The sequence below is a fragment of the Saliphagus sp. GCM10025317 genome (genome assembly GCF_042663665.1).
Classification (GTDB): domain Archaea; phylum Halobacteriota; class Halobacteria; order Halobacteriales; family Natrialbaceae; genus Natronosalvus.
This window is the reverse complement of sequence record NZ_JBHTAQ010000005.1, coordinates 1,525,583-1,546,752: the sequence shown is the minus strand read 5'-3', so window position 1 is coordinate 1,546,752 and position 21,170 is coordinate 1,525,583. Positions and strand designations below refer to the sequence as shown.

The window sequence follows — 21,170 nt, the reverse complement described above, 5'->3', positions numbered from 1 at the left end:
GAGGTCACACTAGACAGACGGAGACAGGAATCAAACATTAGAAACGGGGCCTCGGCACTCGAACGGAGATGGTGTACTCGTACCGCTCAGTCGAATCCATCCGTACTCACTTCGGCAGGTGTTATTCGGGCAGAATCGAACGCGACGGTACCGGGCTAGCAGTACGCTTCGAATTGGCAGGGTTAGGTCGGCCTGTCCCACGGTACTCACACCGGGACGTCGCCACCAGCCGTTAAGACCCCCCACGATGAACCGTCGGACGATGTGTCGTTCTCTATCGGGCGACCGCGACGGTCCGACGCTCGTGGCGGCCGAGTGCGAGGGGTCGACCGGGCTGCAGGTCGACGTAGGGGTGCTGGTCGCTCACGCGCCGGGAACCGATCCCGGCCGGCTTCAGTCGTTTGCGACGCAAGCTGCCGAAGATACGGTCGACGAACTCGCGTCGGTCACGGACGTCACCTGGCGGTTCTACCTCGAGGACGCGGTACCGCTCGCAGACCACGACAAGCGACGGCCCTCGGAGTTCCTCGACCGCGCCACACACCAGATGGTCGAAGGGCCGTACGACTTGATCCTCGTCGTGACGGACGTTCCGCTCGTCTCGAGTAAGGAACGGTTCGTCCCCGGACTGGCGTCGCCGCTCTCTCGCATCGCGGTCGTCTCGACGAACAACCTCCGCAGTGCGCCCCGCAACGAACCTCGACGCTCGCTCGAGGACGACGCCGTCCGCTGGAATACGGCGACGCTCGTGGTCCACCTCGTCGGACACATGCTGGGTGCTCGTCACCGCGACGCCGACGGGGGCGTCATGGAGCCGTTCCAGTTCGATCCGGACCGACGGGCCGTGCCGCCGTTCGACGCGGACGTCGAGCGATATCTCCATCGGATCGCCGCGGAGCTCCCCGCGGCCGAGGCCCGCCCGCGCGGCCCAATAGCGCGTCTCGTCTTCCACGCGGCCAGTGCCGTCCGAAACCCCGGACGAATCCTGCAGGCGCTCGGTAACAGTCGGGCGCCGTTGTTGCCGCTCTCGCTACCGAAGCTGTCGACGGCCGCGCTGACACCGACGCTCGTCATCGTCTTCAGCGCCGAATCCTGGGACGTCGGCTTCCACATGACCAACGTGACGGCAGCGCTGTTCGCGGCCGTCAGTATCTTCACGGCAACGCTCTACCTCCTGTTCGTCCAGAACCTCTCCTTCCCGCGGAAGCGACATCGGATCGTCACCGAACACACGGCCTTAGTCAACGTCACGGTCTTTTTCGTCCTCTTGCTGGCGATGGTCGGCTTATTCGGGCTCGTGTGGGCGATCATTCTCGTCATCGAACTGGTCGTCTTCCCGCCGAATTTGATGTCCAACTGGCCGAGTCTCGAGGAGCCGACCGTGGGCTTCATCGATCTCGTCCGGACCGGTGCGTTCATCAGCACCATCGGGGTACTCTCGGGCGCGTTGGCGGGTGGGCTGGAGAGTCGGCTTATCATCAGTCACCTCGCACTGTTCCCCGACCGACCGTAGCCTCCTCATCCGAATTCGAATGCGCCGATTTCCCTGGGAGGACGAGAAGTAGGACTAGTAATTCGATGGCGCCGGCACTCACGACTGGTCTACTATCCACAGCCACTGTGTTTACAGTTTCTGTAGTGTTCGCTCGTACAGTAGTCTACCAATGCGAGATTGGGTCACGTCCGGCTTTGTGTAACTCCAGAAAGCCTATCCGTACTCCCGCCACGGTGGTTCCTAGACGATGTGGAACCGTACGGCCGTGCCGGACGATACGTGTGGAAGGGCTGCCATCGTCAGGACCTGCACAGTTGATGACGAATGAGCAAAGACACCGATCTGCCGATCGACCGACGGACAGTACTCGGGACAGTTGCGAGCGGGGCGGCCGCGTTACTGGCGGGCTGTTCGCTGCTCGAACGGAGCGCCGATAACGCAACCTCGAACCTCGACGACGAACGGGCGCGCTCACTCGCCGAACGGTTCGCACCGACGATGTACTTCGATCGTCAAGAGCAGTGGTTCCCGACAGATCCTCGACGATACGAGAGCGAGCGGGATGGCGAATTCGTCGTGAATGGATTCGACGCCTTCGACGGGTACGTGAAGCGCCGGAACGATGGTGACGGACGAAAACCGCCAGAACCGACGGTGTTCTACCACGCCGTCGAGTACGACGATTCGCCGCTGGTAGTCGTGCAGTTCTGGTGTTACTCCGTCTTCGATCAGTTCACTACGAACTTCCATTGGCACGACTGGGAGGTCCTGCAGGTGTTCGTCGACACCGACACCGACGAACCGCAACTGTACGTCGCCAGTTCCCACTCCCGATCGGTGCCGAACAACGAGTTCCTCGACCCCGACCCCGAACAGCGACCGCGGATCCTCTCGGAACTCGGATCGCACTCTAGTGCCCTCTCGGTCAACGCCGACGCCGAACACTTCCAGCGGTTCCCCATAGACGACGACGTAGCCGACATCACCAATAGCGTCGTCGAGAGCCTCGAGGACGTCGCGGCAATTCCGCTGGCTTACGGCCTCCCGCGCGACGAGGGGTTGGCGCTCCCATTTGCGGTCCCCGAACTCGAGGGCGAACCGATCTACGAACACGAGCGGCTTCCGTCAGTCGACGCCTCGGATCTCGTTCCCGACGAGTTAACCGTCCGCTCGTTCGACACGCTCCAGTCGCCGCCGACAGACCTTCCGGGCCGAGAGTCGGGCTACCGTTTCGAGTACCGGGGACGTGAGGGGGCAGACCCCGACGTAGCGTACGAACTGGTCCCGACGGCCGAACTCGAACACATCGAGGAATTTACGGGGCCGCAACTGAGCTTCGAGTTCGCCATTCCGGAGTTCGCGGAGGACGCCATGGCCGGCCACCTCACGACGACCGGCGTCCCCTGGAAAGGGGCCCGGTACGACGAACCAGCAAGCGACATCACCGAAATTAGACACCGTCAGGCGCTTTCAGATCGATACGACGCTATCAGCGACCCCTCGCCAGTCAACCAGATCGTCGCCGGCATCACGAACGTGGTGGCTTCCGACGACGCCCCAGAAGACGAAGGGCTGACCACCGAATCCTCGTCGATCGAGATGCTCGCACTGCTCCAGAGCGACCCCAAAGCGGTACCGACGTTCCAGGGAATCGCCGTCCTCCAGGACGTCCCCGAGGGCGAGCACACCCTGACGATAAACGGCGCTGGCGTCGCTCCCCACAGCGAGACGATCACAGTCTCCGACGACGGCGACACAACGGTCGCCGGCGTCAACGGCGAAATCCCCACCGTGGCCCGCGAGAACGCCACGAAACTCGAGATCGATCCTGACGACGCCGACAGCAACCTCACCGCCCTCGCCGTCGAGGACGACTTCGCCGGACGGCTGTACGACGCCCCGCTGTCCGGCCCCGACGCGGTGTACGTCCACCGCGGCGGAGCGTTCACGACCGAAATTCGCGACAGCGACGGCGAGGTCGGCGCGTTCCGCGTCAACCCCGGCGATGAGGAACGAGTGCACATCGACGAGCCGCGGACGGGCAAGACCCCCCTTGCAACCTACCTCGCGGACCTCGCCGAGGAGACCCGTGTCGGTGTGGCGACCGACGACTCGGACCCATCCGACGACCAGGGCCGAGAAAACGCGATTCAGGGACTCTCGCAGGCGCTCGAAGCCGTCGTGGACGCCGCCCGCCGAGCCGCAACGCGCGCCGAGTCGGGCGACCGGGGCGGTGCGAACCGGAGTCTCGACGCGGTGGCGACCCGCCTGGAAACCGTCGAGACGCGGCTGGTGGAGGCCAGCGATTCGCTTCCGCCGACACGGGTCCGCGCGACCGAACGCCGCCTCGAGCAGGCCAAACGTCGGTCCGCTCAGGCGCGCGAGGCCCAGAAGCTCTGAGTCGATCGACTGTCCGAACGGGGAGTGGAGCGGACTGCTTTCGAAATTCCAGGGAATCGATCTGCCTTCGATGCGGACGACTCGTCTCTATCCACGTTGGGCCCGCATAGCCAAATACCTCGAGGAAATCGGTGGCCTCAGCACTCATAGGGCTCGTCATCACCGGGTGCCGAGTCCGGTTCGGAGCGAGTACGTCGTCATCGGCCACTCGAGCCTACGCCCGCTACCCAAAAATCAGTTCGTGTTTCCATCAGCTCCGTTCGGACGCCGTCCCCAGTCCTGGAATCGCAACCGTTCGCTCGAGGCGGGCCATCGCGAGCGAAGTCGTGAGCACCAGCGCGAGGTAAAACAGCGCGACGACGATGTAGATATTGGTGAACTGGAACGTATCCGAGCCGATGTGTCTGGCCTGGCGAAACAGTTCGGGGACGGTGATGAACGCCGCCAGCGAGGAGTACTTGATGAGGTAGATGAACTCGTTGGTCCAGCCTGGGATCGCGAACCGGAGCCCCTGCGGGAGGACGACGTGGCGGATGCCCTCCGTTCTGGAGAGGCCGACGGCTCTGGCCGCCGTGAGCTGTCCGGGATCGACCGACTGCAGGGCCGCCCGGATGTACTCGGCCTGGTAAGCCGAGGAGTTGATCGTGAAGCCGACGATGGCGACGAAGATGGCGGCCCGCGGAATCCCACCCTGGCCGACGAAGCCGATCGAGTCGAATGCGCTCGCCAGCGGCGACCCAAAGTAAAGGAAGAAGAGCTGGGCGAGCAGGGGCGTCCCGCGGATGAGTTCGGTGTAGGCCAGCGAGACCCGGCTGAGGATCGGGCCGCCGTACGTTCGCGCGACGGCGAGGGGGACGGCGATCACCAGGCCGAAGAGCATCGAGAGCACCGTCAGGTAGACGGTGATGAACGCACCTGCCGCCAGCGACGGCGCCGACTCGATCGCAAGGCTCACGAGGTCGAACGATTCGAACGGCTCGAGGGGGAGCCAGGGCTCGCGCTGGCTGACTCCCAGCTCCGAGCGGATTAGGTCCGGGAACCCGACGGCGGTGAACAGGCTGTCGAGCCACGCGTTGTGGTAGGCCCAGCGGGCGAGCAACCACGTCCAGAAGACGATCCCGACGGCGCCGACGACGAGCCGTCGCCGACCGGGGAGGGTGTCGATTGCCGAGCCGCGAGCCTCCTCGAGCGTGCTCATCGGTGGACGGTGAGGTCGCCGAGGAAGGCGGCAGTGCGGTCGTGTTCCGGGTCGTCAAACAGCGCCTCGGGCGGGCCGCGCTCGACGATCCGTCCCTCGTCCAGGAACGTCAGCGTCGTGGCGGCCGAGCGGGCGAACCCCATCTCGTGGGTGACACAGAGCATGGTCATCCCTTCGTCGGCGAGGTCTTTCATGACCGCGAGCACCTCGCCGATGAGTTCGGGATCGAGCGCGCTGGTCGGCTCGTCGAAGAGGATGAGTTCGGGGTCCATCGCGAGCGCGCGAGCGATGCCGACGCGTTGTTGCTGGCCGCCCGAGAGTTCGGCGGGATAGGAGTCCGCCTGGGGCTCGAGTCCGACGCGCTCGAGGTAGTCCATGGCTCTGGCGTCGGCTTCCTCGCTCGAGAGGCCGAGGACCTCCTCGAGCCCGAGGGTGATGTTGCCTCGCGCCGTCCGGTGGGCGAAGAGGCTGAAGTCCTGGAAGACCATGCCGACGCGCCGTCGGAGGTCGTTCTCGTCGATGTCGTGGATTTCGACGTCGTCGAGGTAGATGGCGCCGTCGTCGATCTCGGTGAGTCGGTTGACACACCGGAGCAAGGTCGACTTCCCCGACCCGCTGGGGCCGACGATCACTTCGACGTCCTGGGACTCCATCTCGAAGCTGACGTCGTGCAGTACCTCCTCGTCGCCGTAGGATTTGTCGACGTGGTCGACGCGTAACAGACTCATAGGCTCAGTCGTTTCCTCCGGGAATCGCGTAGCGGTCGTGCAAGTGGTCGAGCGAGCGGTTCGTCACGAACGTCAACACGAAGTAGATCAGGCTGATGGCGATGATGACCTCCATGACGGCCGTGTCGCGTCCGGGGCGAAGGTAGAGTTGCTCCGCTCGGGTGAGCAACTCCGCGAGCCCGATAGCGAAGGCGACGCTCGTGTCCTTGAGGACGATTGTAAATTCGTTCTGAAAGCCGGGGATCGATCGGCGGACCGCCTGCGGGAAGATCACGTGTCGAATCGCCCCTATTTTCGTCATCCCGACCGACCGCGCAGCTTCCATCTGGCCTTCGCTGATCGACTGGATGGCGCCTCTGAACACCTGCGCCTGGTAGGCACCGCTTCGAAGGCCGAGCGCGAGCGTCGCGGCGATAAACGCCTCCAGTCCTACGTCGAGCCCCGGAATCGTCCCGAGTCGAGGGATCGGCAACCCAAAGTAAAAGAGGACGATCAGGACGACGATGGGGGTTCCACGGAGGACGACGCCGACGGTGCTCACCGTCTCCCGAAGCCAGCCCGAGCCATATACCTCTACGGCGCCCGCCGGGAATCCCGACAGGAAGCCGAGCGTGAGGCTCGTGATCGTGAGCAAGACCGTGACGAACGTGCCGAGGAGGAGAAAATCCCAGCTCGAGGCGACGAACTGCCAGTCGCTCGCCTGCAAGACGACGGGGTCCATGATTCGTTACTCGAACCAGGTTTCGATGAGTTCCTCGTAGGTGTCGTCGTTCCGAATCTCCTCGAGGGCGTCGTTAATGTCGCCGAGGCGGTCGTCGTCCTGACGCATGCCGAAGCCGAACACCTCGCCGGTCTCGATCTCGAACGCGACTTCGACGTCCCGCCCGGACGCGAAGTTCTGTGCGACGGGGATGTCGATGATGATTGCGTCGACGTTCCCGTTCTCGAGGTCCTCGACTGCCAGCGGGTAGTTGTCGTACTGGCGGACATCGTCTTCCTCGAGGATGCCCTCTTCGACGAGTGCCTCGGCTTCGTCCAGACCGGTCGTTCCGCCCTGTGCGCCCACGGTAAGGCCCTCGAGGTCTTCGACCGCGCTCGCGTCGACGTCACTGCCGGCGGCGACGAGCACGGCCTGGTCGGACTCGTAGTAGGGGTCCGAGAACGCAATCGCTTCCTGGCGCTCCTCGTTGATCGTCATCCCGGCGGCGATGAAGTCGATGTTCCCCTCCGTGAGCGACGGAATCAGCGAGTCGAACTCGGTGTCGGTCCAGTCGCCGACCTCGTAGCCGGCCCGGTCGATGGTTTCCTCGGCGAGGTCGATGTCGAATCCGACGAGTTCGTCGTCCTCGTTGATGAACTCGAACGGTGCGAATCCAGATGCGGTGCCAGGGACGATCACGTCCTCGTCGCCACCACCGAGGACGTCGCCAAGGCAACCGGCGACGCCGGCGGTCGCACCGACCGCGCCGACGGTCTTGAGGTACGCACGGCGATCCATGTCGAATCTGCGAGTCATACCCGTGAACTCGCAAGACTGACGTTTTAACGTTTCGCACGAGGGGCGCAAACCGGCGCTCTCGGGACCCTCGAGAGTGGCTCGCGGCAAATATTGTGCGCCACTTATCAGTACACTATCCGATTACTACTCAATCACTACCTGACCACTCTCCGATCACAACCGAAGAACACCGTGACGCCGTCTCTCGATCCGAACGTCGACCTGGATAGAGGACCCGAGCGTCGATCTGGCCGACGACCTGAACCGACAGTCGAACGAAGAGCCGACAGTATAAGTCAGTGCCTCGAGACCTGGGTCGTAGATGCGACGTTCGAGGCGGCGGTCGACGGGGTTGGACACAATAGACGACCGAAGAACCGAGATGCGTGCAGACGGCGGTGACGAGCCCGAACGTACCGACGCGGACGACCGTACTGACGGCCAACGCGCCAGACGCGCCGACCGCTCGAGCAGACCCCTGGTGAGCTTCGTCGTCCCCGCGCGAAACGAGGCCGAGTACATTCGAGGGGCCCTCTCGAGCATCGAGGCCCTGGACACTGCCTACGACTACGAGGTGATCGTCGTCGACGGCGACTCGAGCGACGCCACTCGAGACGTCGCCTGCGAGTACGACGTGACGGTCGTCTCCGGCCCGGCGGACGGAATCGCGGCGGCGAGAAACCGTGGTGCGCACCAGGCCGAGGGCGAGTGGCTGGCCTTCGTCGACGCCGACACCGAGGTTCGCGCCTCGTACCTGACCCGGATGCTCGGGTTCGTCGAGGCCGAGGGGCTGGCCGCGGCTTCCTCGCGCTGTCGGGTGACCGGCCCACTCCGGGCGAAGTGCATGGAGGCGACGATCAATTATGTGTTCCCGCGGCTCGAGCGGCCGGTCCTGCCGGGGTTCAACACGTTCGTCCACCGCGACGCATTCGAGGCAGTCGGCGGCTTTCCACCGGTCGCCAACGAGGACACGGCGTTCAGTCGGACGCTCGCGCGCTCGTTTCCGACGGGCTACTGTCCGCGGGTGTTGGTCGAGACGTCGGGTCGACGGATCGCAGCGACCGGTCTGACGGGCACGCTCTGGCACTACGTGAGACTCGACGTCGATCGCGTGTTTGGGTGACCTTCGTAGGGTGAACGGCGTTACTCGACGTGTGGCCCCTAGTCGGAAGACGGCGAACTGCCGAATCGAGCGCCGAACTCGGAGAATCGGTTCTACGTGCTGAAACCGAGGCCGTGACACCGTCTGAACGCGTACTTGAATACGACAGGTCAACGTTTTTTGTGTCTGTCGGTGACTTTCAACCTGGTCTGAAACCTCGAGCGCGAGAGGACACAGACCGCTTGGAATTCACCCGTTGACGATCGAATCTGGCCACCTCTCCCACCCTCCCCCCTCCCGAGGTGGCCATTCTCACTCCTCACTGGCACCTGGAACCTGGCACCGGCTTCGAGCGGCTAGTCGTCCGAGAGTCGCACCGTGGCGGTTGGCGATCGGGAGTTGAAAGTCAAAAATCGAAATTACCGAACACCAGTACGCGCGTTACTCCGACTGGGCGTCGACGACCGCCACTCCGGCCAGGTTGACGATGTCTTTGACCTCGTCGCCCCGCTGGAGGACGTGAACCGGTTTGTCCATCCCGACGAGCATCGGGCCGATGGCCTCCGCACCGCCGAGGCGCTGAAGGAGTTTGTAGCCGATATTGCCCGACTCGAGGTTCGGGAAGACGAGCACGTTCGCCGGGGCGTCCAGGTCGGAGAACTCGTAGGTACCGGTGAGGATGTCCTCGACGACGGCCGTGTCAGCCTGCATCTCGCCGTCGACGGGGAAGTCGACCTCGGGGTCGCCCTGGAGCATCGCGGCGGCGCGACGTGGCTTTCGCGTCCCCTCGTTGTCGACGCTCCCGAAGTTGGAGTACGAGAGCAGGGCTGCCCGCGGCTCAACGTTGAACCGGCGGGCGAGTTTCGCGGTCTGTTTCGTGACCTCCGCCAGCACCTCCTCGTCGGGGTCCTGGTTCACGGTGGCGTCCGCACAGAAGACGATCCGATTCTTGAACGTCATGAGGTAGACGCCGGCGGCGTAGTCGACGTCGTCGGCAGTGCCGATGACCTGCAACGGCGGTCGAAGCGCCGAGGGATAGTGGTGGGTCAGTCCCGTGAGCAGGGCGTCAGCATCCCCCTCCTCGACCATCACGCTGCCGAAGTAGTTCGTATCCCGGCGGATCAGTTCGGTCGCCTCCGAGCGCGTGATCCCCTTGCGCTGGCGCAGGTCGAACAGCCGTTCGGCGTACTCGTCGTAGGCGCCCGCGGTCGGGTCCGCAACAGTGGGCGTGAAGTCGAGGCCGAGATTCGCCGCCGTCCGGGCGATCGTGTCCTCCTCGCCGATGAGGACCGGGTTGGCGATCCCCTGCTCCTGGAGCTGGTAGGCTGCCCGTATCATCTTCTCGTCTTCGCCCTCCGCGAGCGCGACGCGTTTGGGGTCGCTCTTGGCCTTGTTGAGAACGACGCGCATCATCTCCCGGGACTTCCCGAGGCGGGCCTCGAGTTGCTCCTCGTAGGCCTCGACGTCGATCTCGGTCCGGGCCGCGCCGGAGTCCATCGCCGCCTGGGCGACCGCGGGGGCGACGCGGAACAGCACCCGCGGATCGACCGGCTTGGGGATAATGTAGTCGGGACCGAACTGGATCGCCTCGTCGCCGTAGGCCTTGACGACCGCGTCGGGTACGTCCTGGCGGGCGAGGTCGGCGAGCGCCTCGGCTGCCGCGACTTTCATCGCCTCGTTGATCTCGGTCGCGCGAACGTCGAGAGCGCCGCGGAAGATGAACGGGAACCCGAGGACGTTGTTGACCTGATTGGGGTAGTCCGAGCGGCCGGTGGCCATGATGACGTCGTCGTCGCGGGCGTCTTTGGCCTCCTGGTAGCCGATTTCGGGGTCCGGGTTTGCCATCGCGAAGATGATCGGATTGTCGCCCATCGACGCCACCATCTCCGGGGAGACGATGCCGCCGACCGAGAGGCCGACGAAGACGTCCGCACCCTCGAGCGCGTCCGCCAGGTCACCCTCGGGGACGTCGCGGGCGAACTCGCGTTTGTACTCGTTGACGTCGCCGGCGTCGGCTCGCGCCTGCGTGATGATCCCTGAGGAGTCACACATCTGGATGTTCTCTCGCTTCGCGCCCAGCGAGACGTAGAACCGGGCCGTCGAGAGCGCGCTCGCACCGGCGCCCGAGAAGACAATTTTCAGGTCCTCGAGGTCCTTGCCGGCGATTTCGGCGGCATTGACGAGCGCGGCGCCGGAGATGATGGCCGTCCCGTGTTGGTCGTCGTGGAAGACGGGGACGTCCATCTCCTCGCGGAGGCGCTCCTCGATGGTGAAACACTCGGGGGCTTTGATGTCCTCGAGGTTGACGCCACCGAAGGTCGGTTCCATCATCTTGACGGCCTCGACGAATTTGTGGGGGTCGGCCTCGTCGAGTTCAATGTCGAAGACGTCGATGTCGGCGAAGCGTTTGAACAGGACGCCCTTGCCTTCCATGACGGGTTTCGAGGCCTGCGCGCCGATGTCGCCCAGTCCGAGGACGGCGGAGCCGTTCGAGACGACGCCGACGAGGTTCCCCTTCGCTGTGTAGGTGTAGGCGTCGGTTTCGTCCTCGTGTATCTCCATACACGGCGCGGCGACGCCCGGCGAGTACGCCAGCGAGAGGTCTCGCTGGGTGTTCGTCGGCTTCGTCGTCGAAATTTCGATCTTGCCCGGTGGCTCGCTCCGGTGATACTCCAGCGAGTCTTCGTCCAGTCCCATATCGGGGAGAGGAACGTGCAGTACAAAAAACGATGCGAAGCGGATGTTCGACGATCGTCGTATATCGCTCGAGAGCGGGAATCGACGATTCGACCCTTTTATACGCACCCCACCAGTGACAACGGGTATGGACGTCGCGCTTGGTGGGACCTTCGACCCCGTTCACGATGGCCATCGACGGCTCTTCGAACGGGCGTTCGAACTCGGGGACGTGACCGTCGGGCTGACCAGCAACGAACTTGCACCGAAGACCCGACACGTCGACCGGTACGTCCGCCCCTACGACGAGCGAAAGCGCGACCTGGAGGCCGAACTCGAGGCACTCGCCGAGAAACACGACCGCGAGTTCGAGGTCCGGACGCTCACCGAGCCGACGGGAATCGCGACAGAGGCCCAGTTCGACTACCTGATCGTCTCGCCCGAGACGGTCGATGGTGGCAAGAAAATCAACGACCTGCGCCGCGAGCGCGGCCACGACCCGCTGGAACTCGTGGTCGTCCCCCACGTCCGGGCCGAGGACGACGACATCATCTCGAGTACTCGCATCGTCAACGGCGAGATCGACGAGCACGGGAACCTGACGCCCGACCGCGAGGGGCGGGAGTCCTCTCGGCCAGAGTAACGCGACGTACCGAGCGGATTCGGCCAGTTTTCGTTCGGCGCCGAGACGCGACCTTGAGCGCCGTTCAGATTTTCTGCGGGATGCGAACGAGGTCTTCGAGCGGCGCGTCTGGCTATCACCGTCAGTATCGATCGAGAACCGTAACTCGATCGAACCCTCGAGCGGGTCGACCGCCGCTATCTGACGACGTACGGATTTCCTAATCTCGTCGGAGCGCCAATAGATATCTCTAAGTGTGAGGAATAATTACACCCCACTTGCAACAGCCATCAGGCGCGATGACACGGCACACGGCCTCGAGTCGCACGCTCGAGCGGCGGTCCGAACTCGCGCTCGCGGACACCATCGGACGATCCACCAACCATGAGCGACAATTCACGAGACGACGACTCGAGATCGCTGTACAGACGAACCGTCCTCGGCGGCGTTGCGGGACTCGGCGCCTACGGACTGACGGCCGGACTGAGCGGCTCGGTCGCGGCGAGCGCCCCGGAGGGCGTGACGGCAAGCGGCATCGACTCCTTCCACCCCGGCCACCCGCGCTTCGTCCAGGTCGGCGAGAAACTGTGGAACTCGGCGTTCGTCGGCCCCGAGATGATTGGCGGGCGAGACAACCTCGCCCCGCGGGTACCCGAGGCCAGCCCGAACCCGGAGGGCTACACAGCTGAGGACTTCACCTGGTCCGTCGCGCAGCGTCCAGAGGGGAGCGAGGTCGAGCTCACCTACCAGTCGTCACTCGACCTGGATCGACCCAGGTACGACGAGGGCCGGGACAACGTCGCCGAGTTCGAGGCCGACGTCCCCGGCACCTACGTCCTCGAACTCGAGGCGCCCGACGGCACTCATGAACTGACGATCCACGCGTTTCCCGAATCCGAGGGGGGAGCAGGCGGCCAGCCCCGGATCGAACTCGAAGGACGGTACGAGGACGGCGAGTACGTCCTCGAGACGAACGCGCGACTCGCGCCGAACAGTCGGGCGACGCGGGCCGACCTCGAGGTCGCCTTCCTCGCGGACGACCGCGACGCGCTCGCTACCGACGCGATTCAGGTCGACGGACTAACCGGGCGCGTACCCGAGTCGGCCCTCGAGGGCGAGCCTGCCCGCGTCCACGCGGTCGCCTACGACGGCGACAGCCTGAGCACCCTCGATACGATCGAACTCGGACCCGACGGCGCGATCAACCTGCCCAACCGCCCGCCGGAGTGGATGGCCGAGGGCGTCATGTACCAGATCTTCCCGCGCTCGTGGGCGGGCGAACGTGGCGCGACGACGTTCGAGGACCTGATCGACGGCGTCGATTACCTCGCCGATCTGGGCGTCGACGCGGTCTGGCTGACGCCCGTCGTTCCGGCCGAGAGCGTCGACAAACTGTACGGCAACAACAACGATTCCGGCTTCCAGGAGGGGCCGCCCGGCGGCGGACCGCACGGCTACGACACGAACGACTACTTCGGAATCGCCGAGGACCTCGTCCCGGACGGGATGAATCCCATCGAGGCCTACGCGGCATTCGTCGACGCCTGCCACGAGCAGGACATCAAGGTCGTCTTCGACCTCGTGAGCAACCACGCCGGACGGGGACACGACTACTTCCAGGACACCATCGCCGAGCAGGGATCCAAACCGCCAGCACCGAGCTGGGAGTACCCGCCCGTGGAAGCCTGGAACGAGGACTCGAAACACTTCGACTGGTGGGACCGCCTCGAGGCGCCGATCACCCACGACGGCGAGACGGTGGAACCGGCCCCCAGTCCGACCGGCTTCTGGGGCCTCCGGGTCATGCCCAACTGGAACTACGACAACGTGGCGGTCCGCGAGCACATGCTCGCCGTTGCCGAGTTCTGGTCGGGCGAGGTCGGCGTCGACGGCTTCCGCTGTGACATTGCCTGGGGGGTCCCCCACAGTTTCTGGAAGGCGGTCCGCGAGGTCGTTCGGTCGAACGATAGCGAGTTCCTCATGCTCGACGAGACGATCCCGAAGGATCCCGCCTTCTCGGAGAACGAGTTCGACATGCACTTCGACACCGAGGGGTTCACGACGACGACCCACGACGTTGCCGGCGGACTGGCCTCGCCCACCGACCTCTACGACGACGTACGGGCGCGAGCGTCGGAGGGGATCCCGGACCACTCGCTCGTGCTCAACGCCACCGAGAACCACGACGAGTTGCGCCTGCTCAACCAGACCGTGATCGACCAGGCGAACCCGAACCACGACGAGACCTCCGACGACGAGTGGGAGGGCGGCGCCGCCCTTCAGCGCGCCTGCTGGGCCGCCGGCGTCACCCTCCCCGGCGTCCCCTTCGTCTACTACGGCCAGGAGCGCCAGATCAGCCGCTTCGGCAAGGGTCGACACATGGGCGAGGACGACCTTCGAGGCTACAATGACGACGGCTCGGTCAACAGTGGCGCCGACGTCCGCCCCGGCGGTCGCCAGCGAGCGTTCATGAACTGGGACGCGTACGACGAGGACCACCTCGAGTTCTACCGGACACTCATCAGTGCGTACCACGACCTCGACGTGCTGAAGAACAACGCCGAGCTCGTCGGCGAGTGGCACGAATCCGACGACCGCGTGCTCGTCTTCGGCCGCGACGCCAGCCACCTCGAGGACGTCGACGGGCCCGAGCGCGTCGTCGTGATCGTCAACTTCGACCCCGAAGGGGCAGCGACCGTCGACCTGCGGTCGGACGTGCACGTGACCGACGTCGTCTCCGGCGCGGATCTGGAGGTCGAGGCCGACGACGAACGACGCGCTGTCGAGGTTGACCAGGTCGCGATCCTCGAGACGCCGACGTTCTTCGCCGCGGGCGACCGCATCGCGAACCTCTCCGTCACCCCGGGAACCGACAAGGGCGGCAACGGCCGCTACCAGTACCCGACCGACGACCGGTTCACCGACGGCATCTTCGATCTGACCGCGTTCTCGGTTCACGACGGCGGCGATACCTACCAGTTCCGCGCGGCGGTCGGCGGCGACCTCGAGAACTACGACGGCTACGACGGGGGCTTCTCCGCCCAGCACCTCCAGTTGTACCTCAGCGACGGCTCCGACGACGGGACGACGGAGATGCGTGAGGGCGTCAACGCGACTCTCGAGCGCCCTCACCAGTACCGGGTCGTCGTCGACGGCGAACACGGGACGCGACTCGAGGCCGCCGACGGGACGCTCCTCGCCGAGGGCGACGTCGCCGCGAACCCGGCCGCCGACGAGATTCTCGTCGACGTGCCGAAGGCCGCGCTGGAGACGCCCCTCGACGACCTGGACGTCGCGGTGGTGATGCTGGGCTACGATCCGGACGCGCCGGGGAACGTCATGCAGGCCGAGGCGGAGGCCACCGAGACGACCTTCGGCGGCGCACAGAACGACTCCGCGCCGAACGCGATCGACGTGGTGACGCCGGCAGACGTCGACTGGTACCGTGGATTGGCCTACAGCGACGGGACGCGAGCGACAGTGCAGTACATCCCGCTCGTGACCACACTCGAGCCGGTCGCCACGTTCGACGAACCCACCGGCGAGCCCTACGGCCCGGGGACCTACGAGTACCCGACGAGCGACGACTTCTACGAGGGTGCCTGGGACATCGACGAACTGACCGTCTCGGCCTCGCGAGATCACGTCGAGTTCGCGTTCACGATGGCCAGCGAGATCCAGAACCCCTGGGGGCTCCCCCGCGGCTTCTCCCACCAGTTCTTCCAGGTGTACGTCCACGACCCCGACGCCGACGTAGAGGGAACCACGGAGGGTCGAACCGGGCTGAACGCCAACATGGCGACGCCCTACCACTACCGCGTCGTCGTCAACGGCGAGTCGGTCAAGAGCGTCGAGTCGGCGGCGGGCGATTCCGTGTCGTCGAACGTCGAGACGAACGTGGAAGGGGGCACGGTCTCGGTCCGCGTTCCTGCCGACGCCATCGGCTGGGACGTCGATGTCGACGGCGGGATCGGTATCGCGGCACTCGTCGCCCCGTTCGACGGCTACGGGGACGGCGCGATTCGCGGTATCGCCCCCGAGGCCGGCGAGTACGTTATCGGCGGCGGCACTGGCGAGAACGATCCGGCCGTGATGGACATGGTCACCCCCGAGGGCGTGGACCGCGTCGAAGTGCTCTCGGAATCCGACGGATCGGTGCCGCAACTTCCGTTCGTCGTACTCGGTGACGTCGACCTGCCCGAGGCCGGGGACGGGTCCTCGAGCGACGGGAGCGATGGAAGCGATGGAAGCGGCGGCAGCGAAGGGGCCGACGGCGACGACGGCAGCGACGGCGATGGCGCAGACAACAATGGTAGCGACGCCGACGGCAACGGCAACGACGAAAACGAAAGTACGGACGAGAGTAATGGCGGCTCGAGCGACGACAGCGGAAGCGGCGGAAACGGCGGATCGGAAGACGATGGACTCCCCGGTTTCGGCGCCGTCGTCGGCACCGCAGGCGTCGCCGGCGGAACCGCACTGGCAGCGAAGCGTCTCGCCCGCGAGGACGACGAATAACGCCTCGCTACTCGCATTTGCCGTCGGCGTTCGAGGCCGGTGGGCGTGGTCGTCTCGAGCGCGAATCGGTCGGCGACACTCGGTGAGCGCACCGGGCGAAAACGCGTCTCGACGTCTCGAAAACCATCAGGAAACGGAACACTTTCGCTAGTGTAGCGGCCGCCTACCGGAAGGACATCGGTGTTTTCCCGCTGGAACGATCCCGTGAATCGGGAGTATCGACCATTACTCAGTGCGCCGAATGAAGCCCTCACTATCTGGCGACGGTGGATCGCGAATAGAAGAGGATGCGTTCGCGAGGGAATCAGGCGCTCAGCTGATTCGCTCGGATCGGTGGCGATCTGCGCTGACGATGCGGTTCGGCGCGTCTGCGCGTTCTTCCAGGTCCAGGTGAGTCACTCGCGTTGCGCTCGATCACCGATCGGTCTACCACTTCGGCGGCTCGAGTCCGGCGCCAGCCAGCAGGTCCTTCCAGCGCTGTTGGATGGAGAGGCGGGAGACGTCCGCAGCCTCGGCGACGGCACACTGGGTGCGGCCGTCGCCCGCGACGAGCGACCCGGCGTAGATACTCGCGGCCAGCACCGCCGGCTTCGATCGATCGGCCTCGGGGACGTTCGCGAGAAAGAGATCGGCGGCCGTCGAGCGAGCCTCGCCCGTCAGCTCGAGGCGATCCGCGGCCTGCTCGAGTTCCTCGAGCCACGGTTCGTGTTCGACGCGCGTATTGGCGCTGTACATGCTCGTTACAACGGATGGTTGCACCATAAACACACGGTTGGCGATCGCTCCCGTCGCGTCCCACCATCGTTCACCTATCGAGGACTGTGGCGGCAGCCGTGATTCTCATCGCAATAACGTGCTACGCCAGACAACGTCCAGCTACGAAACCCTAGGCTAACTGGCCGTTCGCCCGGGATTTCACTAGGTCACTCTTACTAAAGCGGTTCGGATTCGAAGCAAGGACCACGCACCCGGCGGGGGGTACGCGTCACCACATGAACGAACCAACTTGCAAACTCGTCTGTACTGGCTGTGGGCTCGAGATGCCGTATCGAGACCGATCGTTGGCCGAGCAGGCAGCCGAACTCCACCAGTTGCGAGACGCCGAGCACATCACGTTCATCGTGCCGCCGGACTGGTCGCCCGAGGAACCGGTGACGCACTAGGACGGACCGATACTTTCTTAGCCGATTCGACGTGTATTCGAACTCGAGCGCGGGTAGCCAAGTGGTAACGGCGCAGCGCTTAGGACGCTGTCTCGTAGGAGTCCGCAGGTTCGAATCCTGTCCCGCGCATGCCTCTCCGAGCACTCCGCGAGGAGAGGCATCGCGACGAGGGATTCGAACGAGAGAAGTCGCGCGCAACGAAGTGAGCACGTCTTCGCGTTGTTCGAATCCTGTCCCGCGCCTCGAGTGGTGACCACTCCTGTTCCCCACTGACTGGGGATCGAGGCCGACACACCTTTGCTGGGAACCCGAGTCTGGGAGACCAGTGATCTATGGTGGCGACGATCGAGAATCTCTCTCCTGGTGATAGACTTTCTGGCCCGATGGTGTTCACCGTTACAGAAGTCTGTTGGGACCCTGAAGTCGCGCGGCGAGCGGAAGTTGCCCTCGTCGACTGTAGAGGAAACGAACTACGGCTCGTCGACTACGAAGGCGCGAAAATCTCGATTGACTGGAAGCGAAACCACCGGTATCGAATTTCCAGATGCGCAGTTCAAGCTGGAGGTGGTGGATACGCTCTCGAGCTCTCTCCGAGCAAACGAACGGAGATCGATTCGATTGGTCCGATCGAACGAACCGCCGGAATTCTGGTGATTGGGGATACGCACGTCGGTCGGACCACGCATCCACGAACTGGTGAAACGATCGATCCGATTGGGGCGTTCAGTGCGGCTGTCGACTACGGTATCGAACAGGACGTCGATGCAGTCGTACACGTTGGGGATATTTTCCACGATACGGCGACTGCCGTTCAAGCGAAGGCCGTCGAGCAACGCGTCTTTGACCCGCTGGCCGAAGCTGGGATCCCGTTCTACTACGTTCGCGGTAATCACTCGGCAGAACCAGGCGACGAATTGCTCGCAAGCAGAGACAGCGTGCAGGTCTCACGGATCGACACCAGTGGAATATCGGTCAAATCGACGGTCCGACTTTTCGGTATCGATCACCATCCAGAAGGCAAGCTTCGCTGGCATACTCTCGAGTTTCCAAACGCAGTCAGTGAACCCGTTTCTATTCTTATCCTCCACCAGACGCTCGAGCAGCTTTCTGGACCCGGTCGAAAAAGCGTTGATCTCTATCAGATTCAACGTCGGTTTGGGAGTCAATTCGATTCCGTTGTTTCGGGACATCATCACGATGCCAGGTCAAAGAAATGGCGAGGAGTCCCTGTGATGTATGCTGGCGCGGCTGAGAGAATGAGCAAGAACGTCGACCCAGTCGATCGAGTCGCGTGGCTTCTGACCGTCAGGGACGAAGCGATTGCTTTCGAGCAGTACGATATTCCGTAATCCCCTCGATCATCCCACAACGACCATCGATAAAACCCGTTTCACGGAACGTTTCGGGATTACTCACCTCATCCTTGTATCCATCATAGCTGCACACATCGCAGGTAACCAGGTGTGACAACTCGAGCCACGAAACTCGAGACTCGACGCAAACTCCCATGATTTAAGCAACGGCGCGACTGCTTTTCGAGTGCGCAATGAAACTCCACGAGTACCAGGCGAAGCAGGTGTTCGCTGACGCCGGGGTTCCGACGCCAGCGTCGACGCTCGCGTCGGACGTCGACGGCGTCCTGGCGGCCGCCGACGAGATCGGCTATCCGGTCGCGATCAAGGCACAGGTTCAGGTCGGGGGTCGCGGCAAGGCCGGCGGGATCAAACTCGCCGAGGACGCCGACGAGGCCCGCGACGCGGCCGAATCGATCCTCGGGATGGACCTCAAGGGCTACCACGTTGACCGCGTGCTGGTCGAGGAAGCCGTCGACTTCGTCAACGAACTGTACGTCGGCGTAACGATGGATCGCGGGGAGGGCAAGCCCGTCGCCATGGTCTCGACGAAAGGCGGCGTCGACATCGAGCAGGTCGCCGAGGAGACGCCCGAAGCGATCGCTCGTGAACACGTCGATCCCGCGTTCGGCATGCACCCCTACCAGGCTCGCAAGGCCGTCTACGACGCGGACGTCGATCCGGACCTCGCCCTCGACGTGGCGGGCGTCTTGACGACGCTCTACGACCTCTGGGACGACCGCGACGGATCCGACGCCGAGATCAACCCGCTGATGGTCACCAGCGACGGCGAGGTCATCGCGGCCGACGCCGTGATGAACATCGACGAGGACGCCCTGTTCCGCCAGCCCGAGCTCGCGGAGATGGAAGACGAAGCCGCGAGCGGCGACGAACTCGAGCAGAAGGCCGACGAGTACGACTTCGACTACGTCCGCCTCGAGGGCAACGTCGGGATCATCGGCAACGGTGCCGGTCTCGTGATGACGACGCTGGACCTCGTGGACCACTACGGGGGGAAGCCCGCGAACTTCCTCGACGTCGGTGGCGGCGCGAAGGCCGAGCGAATCGCCAACGCGCTGGATATGGTGTTCTCCGACGAGAACGTCGATTCGGTCGTGTTCAACATCTTCGGGGGCATCACCCGCGGCGACGAGGTCGCCAAAGGGATCAACGAGGCCCTCGGACAGTTCGACGAGATTCCAAAGCCGGTCGTCGTGCGGCTGGCCGGAACGAACTGGGAGGAAGGCATGGAGATTCTGAACGAGGACCTCGTGACGGTCGAACAGACCCTCGAGGATGCGGTTCAGCGTGCCGTCGAGTACGCGGAGGGAGAACAATGAGCGTCTTAGTCGACGACGACACTCGCGTGGTTGTACAGGGAATCACCGGCGGCGAAGGGAAGTTCCACGCCGGTCAGATGCTCGAGTACGGGACCAACGTGGTCGCTGGCGCCGTCCCCGGAAAGGGCGGCCAGGAGGTCCACGGCGTCCCGGTCTACGACACGGTCGACGAGGCCGTCGAGGAAGAAGACGCCGACGCCTCGGTCATCTTCGTCCCGCCTGCGTTCGCCGCGGATGCCATCTTCGAGGCCCTGGACACGGACCTCGACCTCGCGGTCGCGATCACCGAGGGCGTCCCGACCCAGGACATGGCGAAGGTCAACAAGCGCCTGACCGAGACCGACACGCGGCTCATCGGGCCGAACTGTCCCGGCCTGATCACGCCCGGCGAGTCCAAACTCGGCATCCTTCCCGGCAACATCTTCGCCGAGGGTGACGTCGGTCTCGTCTCCCGCTCCGGCACGCTGACCTACCAGGTCGTCGACAGCCTCACCCAGCGCGGGATCGGCCAGACCACCGCCGTCGGTATCGGCGGCGACCCGATCATCGGCACCGACTTCGTCGACGCCCTCGAGCTGTTCGAGAACGATCCTGAGACAAAGGCGATCGTCATGTGCGGCGAGATCGGTGGCGAGGACGAAGAGGAGGCCGCGGCGTACATCGACGAGCACGTCGAGACGCCCGTCGCAGGCTTCATCGCCGGCCGAACGGCCCCGCCAGGAAAGCGGATGGGCCACGCGGGCGCCATCGTCTCCGGTTCGGGTACCGGCACCGCAGAGAGCAAGATCGACGCGCTCAACGACGCGGGCGTCCCCGTCGGCGACACGCCCGAGGAAGTCGCCGATCACATCGAGAGCTTCCTCTAGAGCGCGAGTCGGTCGGATTTTCATTATTTCGTTGTTTCGTTGTTTCGTTGTTTCGTCGTTTCGTTTTTAGGCTCCGAGGCGACTCGAGACGAGGACACGCACTCGAGTCGAGGATTCACTCGAGTCGAGAGTACATCCGTTACTGCGTGACTCTCTGCTGTCTCCGGACGACCTCGAGCCTGCCACAACACGTAAGCGAGTCCCCTGCGACG

Annotated in this window: 15 protein-coding genes and 1 tRNA gene; 10 read left to right on the top strand and 6 right to left on the bottom strand. The window is 64.3% G+C overall.

Annotated features, from left to right (window positions below; all coding sequences use genetic code 11):
* Positions 1-262 precede the first annotated feature (262 nt).
* Entirely contained in the window at positions 263-1,513 is a 1,251-nt protein-coding gene (locus ACFQS4_RS09535) for a hypothetical protein (RefSeq protein ID WP_497901284.1), read from the top strand.
* 306 nt (positions 1,514-1,819) lie between these two features.
* Complete coding sequence (locus tag ACFQS4_RS09530; protein ID WP_497901283.1) at positions 1,820-3,895, top strand: hypothetical protein; 2,076 nt, start codon at positions 1,820-1,822, stop codon at positions 3,893-3,895.
* A gap of 250 nt (positions 3,896-4,145) precedes the next feature.
* Here the strand turns inward: ACFQS4_RS09530 and ACFQS4_RS09525 are convergent, their stop codons facing one another.
* From ACFQS4_RS09525 to ACFQS4_RS09510, 4 genes are read right to left on the bottom strand one after another with little or no spacing between them, the layout of a single operon-like run.
* A complete protein-coding gene (locus ACFQS4_RS09525) occupies positions 4,146-5,093 on the bottom strand; it encodes an amino acid ABC transporter permease (RefSeq protein ID WP_497901282.1) in 948 nt (315 codons plus the stop codon).
* A complete protein-coding gene (locus tag ACFQS4_RS09520) occupies positions 5,090-5,821 on the bottom strand; it encodes an amino acid ABC transporter ATP-binding protein (protein ID WP_305882359.1) in 732 nt (243 codons plus the stop codon). Before ACFQS4_RS09520 ends, ACFQS4_RS09525 begins: the two co-directional genes overlap by 4 nt.
* Before the next feature lie 4 nt (positions 5,822-5,825).
* Entirely contained in the window at positions 5,826-6,542 is a 717-nt protein-coding gene (locus ACFQS4_RS09515; RefSeq protein ID WP_497901281.1) for an amino acid ABC transporter permease, read from the bottom strand.
* Between the two features lie 6 nt (positions 6,543-6,548).
* A complete protein-coding gene (locus ACFQS4_RS09510; RefSeq protein ID WP_497901280.1) occupies positions 6,549-7,337 on the bottom strand; it encodes a transporter substrate-binding domain-containing protein in 789 nt (262 codons plus the stop codon).
* 364 nt (positions 7,338-7,701) lie between these two features.
* On the opposite strand from ACFQS4_RS09510, the gene ACFQS4_RS09505 reads away from it, so the two are divergent.
* Positions 7,702-8,442 (top strand): glycosyltransferase family 2 protein, encoded by a 741-nt coding sequence (locus ACFQS4_RS09505; RefSeq protein ID WP_497901279.1) that lies wholly within the window; start codon positions 7,702-7,704, stop codon positions 8,440-8,442.
* A gap of 420 nt (positions 8,443-8,862) precedes the next feature.
* Here ACFQS4_RS09505 and ACFQS4_RS09500 read toward each other — a convergent pair whose 3' ends face one another.
* Positions 8,863-11,118: an NADP-dependent malic enzyme gene (locus ACFQS4_RS09500; RefSeq protein ID WP_497901278.1), complete on the bottom strand. Its 2,256-nt coding sequence runs from the start codon at positions 11,116-11,118 to the stop codon at positions 8,863-8,865.
* Positions 11,119-11,245: 127 nt separating this feature from the next.
* Here ACFQS4_RS09500 and ACFQS4_RS09495 point away from each other — a divergent pair, with 127 nt between their 5' ends.
* Together ACFQS4_RS09495 and ACFQS4_RS09490 are read left to right on the top strand one after the other, a co-directional pair.
* Entirely contained in the window at positions 11,246-11,740 is a 495-nt protein-coding gene (locus tag ACFQS4_RS09495; protein WP_497901277.1) for a phosphopantetheine adenylyltransferase, read from the top strand.
* 363 nt (positions 11,741-12,103) lie between these two features.
* Positions 12,104-16,237, top strand: a complete 4,134-nt coding sequence (locus tag ACFQS4_RS09490; RefSeq protein WP_497901276.1) for a glucodextranase DOMON-like domain-containing protein — start codon at positions 12,104-12,106, stop codon at positions 16,235-16,237.
* Positions 16,238-16,663: 426 nt separating this feature from the next.
* On the opposite strand, the gene ACFQS4_RS09485 is transcribed toward ACFQS4_RS09490, so the two are convergent.
* A complete protein-coding gene (locus tag ACFQS4_RS09485) occupies positions 16,664-16,972 on the bottom strand; it encodes a cyclin family protein (protein WP_497901275.1) in 309 nt (102 codons plus the stop codon).
* Between the two features lie 257 nt (positions 16,973-17,229).
* Here ACFQS4_RS09485 and ACFQS4_RS09480 point away from each other — a divergent pair, with 257 nt between their 5' ends.
* The 5 genes from ACFQS4_RS09480 to sucD all read left to right on the top strand — a co-directional run bounded on the left by ACFQS4_RS09480 (position 17,230) and on the right by sucD (position 20,958).
* Positions 17,230-17,400 (top strand): hypothetical protein, encoded by a 171-nt coding sequence (locus ACFQS4_RS09480; RefSeq protein WP_253434770.1) that lies wholly within the window; start codon positions 17,230-17,232, stop codon positions 17,398-17,400.
* A gap of 47 nt (positions 17,401-17,447) precedes the next feature.
* A tRNA-Leu gene (locus ACFQS4_RS09475) sits at positions 17,448-17,529 on the top strand.
* Positions 17,530-17,735: 206 nt separating this feature from the next.
* The gene (locus ACFQS4_RS09470; RefSeq protein ID WP_500193009.1) at positions 17,736-18,749 is read left to right on the top strand and encodes a metallophosphoesterase family protein; all 1,014 of its coding nucleotides are present in this window, start codon (positions 17,736-17,738) and stop codon (positions 18,747-18,749) included.
* 197 nt (positions 18,750-18,946) lie between these two features.
* Positions 18,947-20,092: an ADP-forming succinate--CoA ligase subunit beta gene (gene sucC, locus ACFQS4_RS09465; protein ID WP_497901273.1), complete on the top strand. Its 1,146-nt coding sequence runs from the start codon at positions 18,947-18,949 to the stop codon at positions 20,090-20,092.
* Positions 20,089-20,958, top strand: a complete 870-nt coding sequence (gene sucD / locus ACFQS4_RS09460) for a succinate--CoA ligase subunit alpha (RefSeq protein WP_497901272.1) — start codon at positions 20,089-20,091, stop codon at positions 20,956-20,958. The genes sucC and sucD overlap by 4 nt, the downstream gene beginning before the upstream one ends.
* Positions 20,959-21,170: the final 212 nt, after the last annotated feature.

Coding starts and splice junctions, on each gene's coding strand:
- ACFQS4_RS09520 (WP_305882359.1), bottom strand. CDS start 5,821: ATGAGTCTGTTACGCGTCGACCACGTCGACAAATCCTACGGCGACGAG.
- sucD (WP_497901272.1), top strand. CDS start 20,089: ATGAGCGTCTTAGTCGACGACGACACTCGCGTGGTTGTACAGGGAATC.
- ACFQS4_RS09505 (WP_497901279.1), top strand. CDS start 7,702: ATGCGTGCAGACGGCGGTGACGAGCCCGAACGTACCGACGCGGACGAC.
- sucC (WP_497901273.1), top strand. CDS start 18,947: ATGAAACTCCACGAGTACCAGGCGAAGCAGGTGTTCGCTGACGCCGGG.
- ACFQS4_RS09510 (WP_497901280.1), bottom strand. CDS start 7,337: ATGACTCGCAGATTCGACATGGATCGCCGTGCGTACCTCAAGACCGTC.
- ACFQS4_RS09490 (WP_497901276.1), top strand. CDS start 12,104: ATGAGCGACAATTCACGAGACGACGACTCGAGATCGCTGTACAGACGA.
- ACFQS4_RS09500 (WP_497901278.1), bottom strand. CDS start 11,118: ATGGGACTGGACGAAGACTCGCTGGAGTATCACCGGAGCGAGCCACCG.
- ACFQS4_RS09530 (WP_497901283.1), top strand. CDS start 1,820: ATGAGCAAAGACACCGATCTGCCGATCGACCGACGGACAGTACTCGGG.
- ACFQS4_RS09525 (WP_497901282.1), bottom strand. CDS start 5,093: ATGAGCACGCTCGAGGAGGCTCGCGGCTCGGCAATCGACACCCTCCCC.
- ACFQS4_RS09535 (WP_497901284.1), top strand. CDS start 263: ATGTGTCGTTCTCTATCGGGCGACCGCGACGGTCCGACGCTCGTGGCG.
- ACFQS4_RS09515 (WP_497901281.1), bottom strand. CDS start 6,542: ATGGACCCCGTCGTCTTGCAGGCGAGCGACTGGCAGTTCGTCGCCTCG.
- ACFQS4_RS09480 (WP_253434770.1), top strand. CDS start 17,230: ATGAACGAACCAACTTGCAAACTCGTCTGTACTGGCTGTGGGCTCGAG.
- ACFQS4_RS09485 (WP_497901275.1), bottom strand. CDS start 16,972: ATGTACAGCGCCAATACGCGCGTCGAACACGAACCGTGGCTCGAGGAA.
- ACFQS4_RS09495 (WP_497901277.1), top strand. CDS start 11,246: ATGGACGTCGCGCTTGGTGGGACCTTCGACCCCGTTCACGATGGCCAT.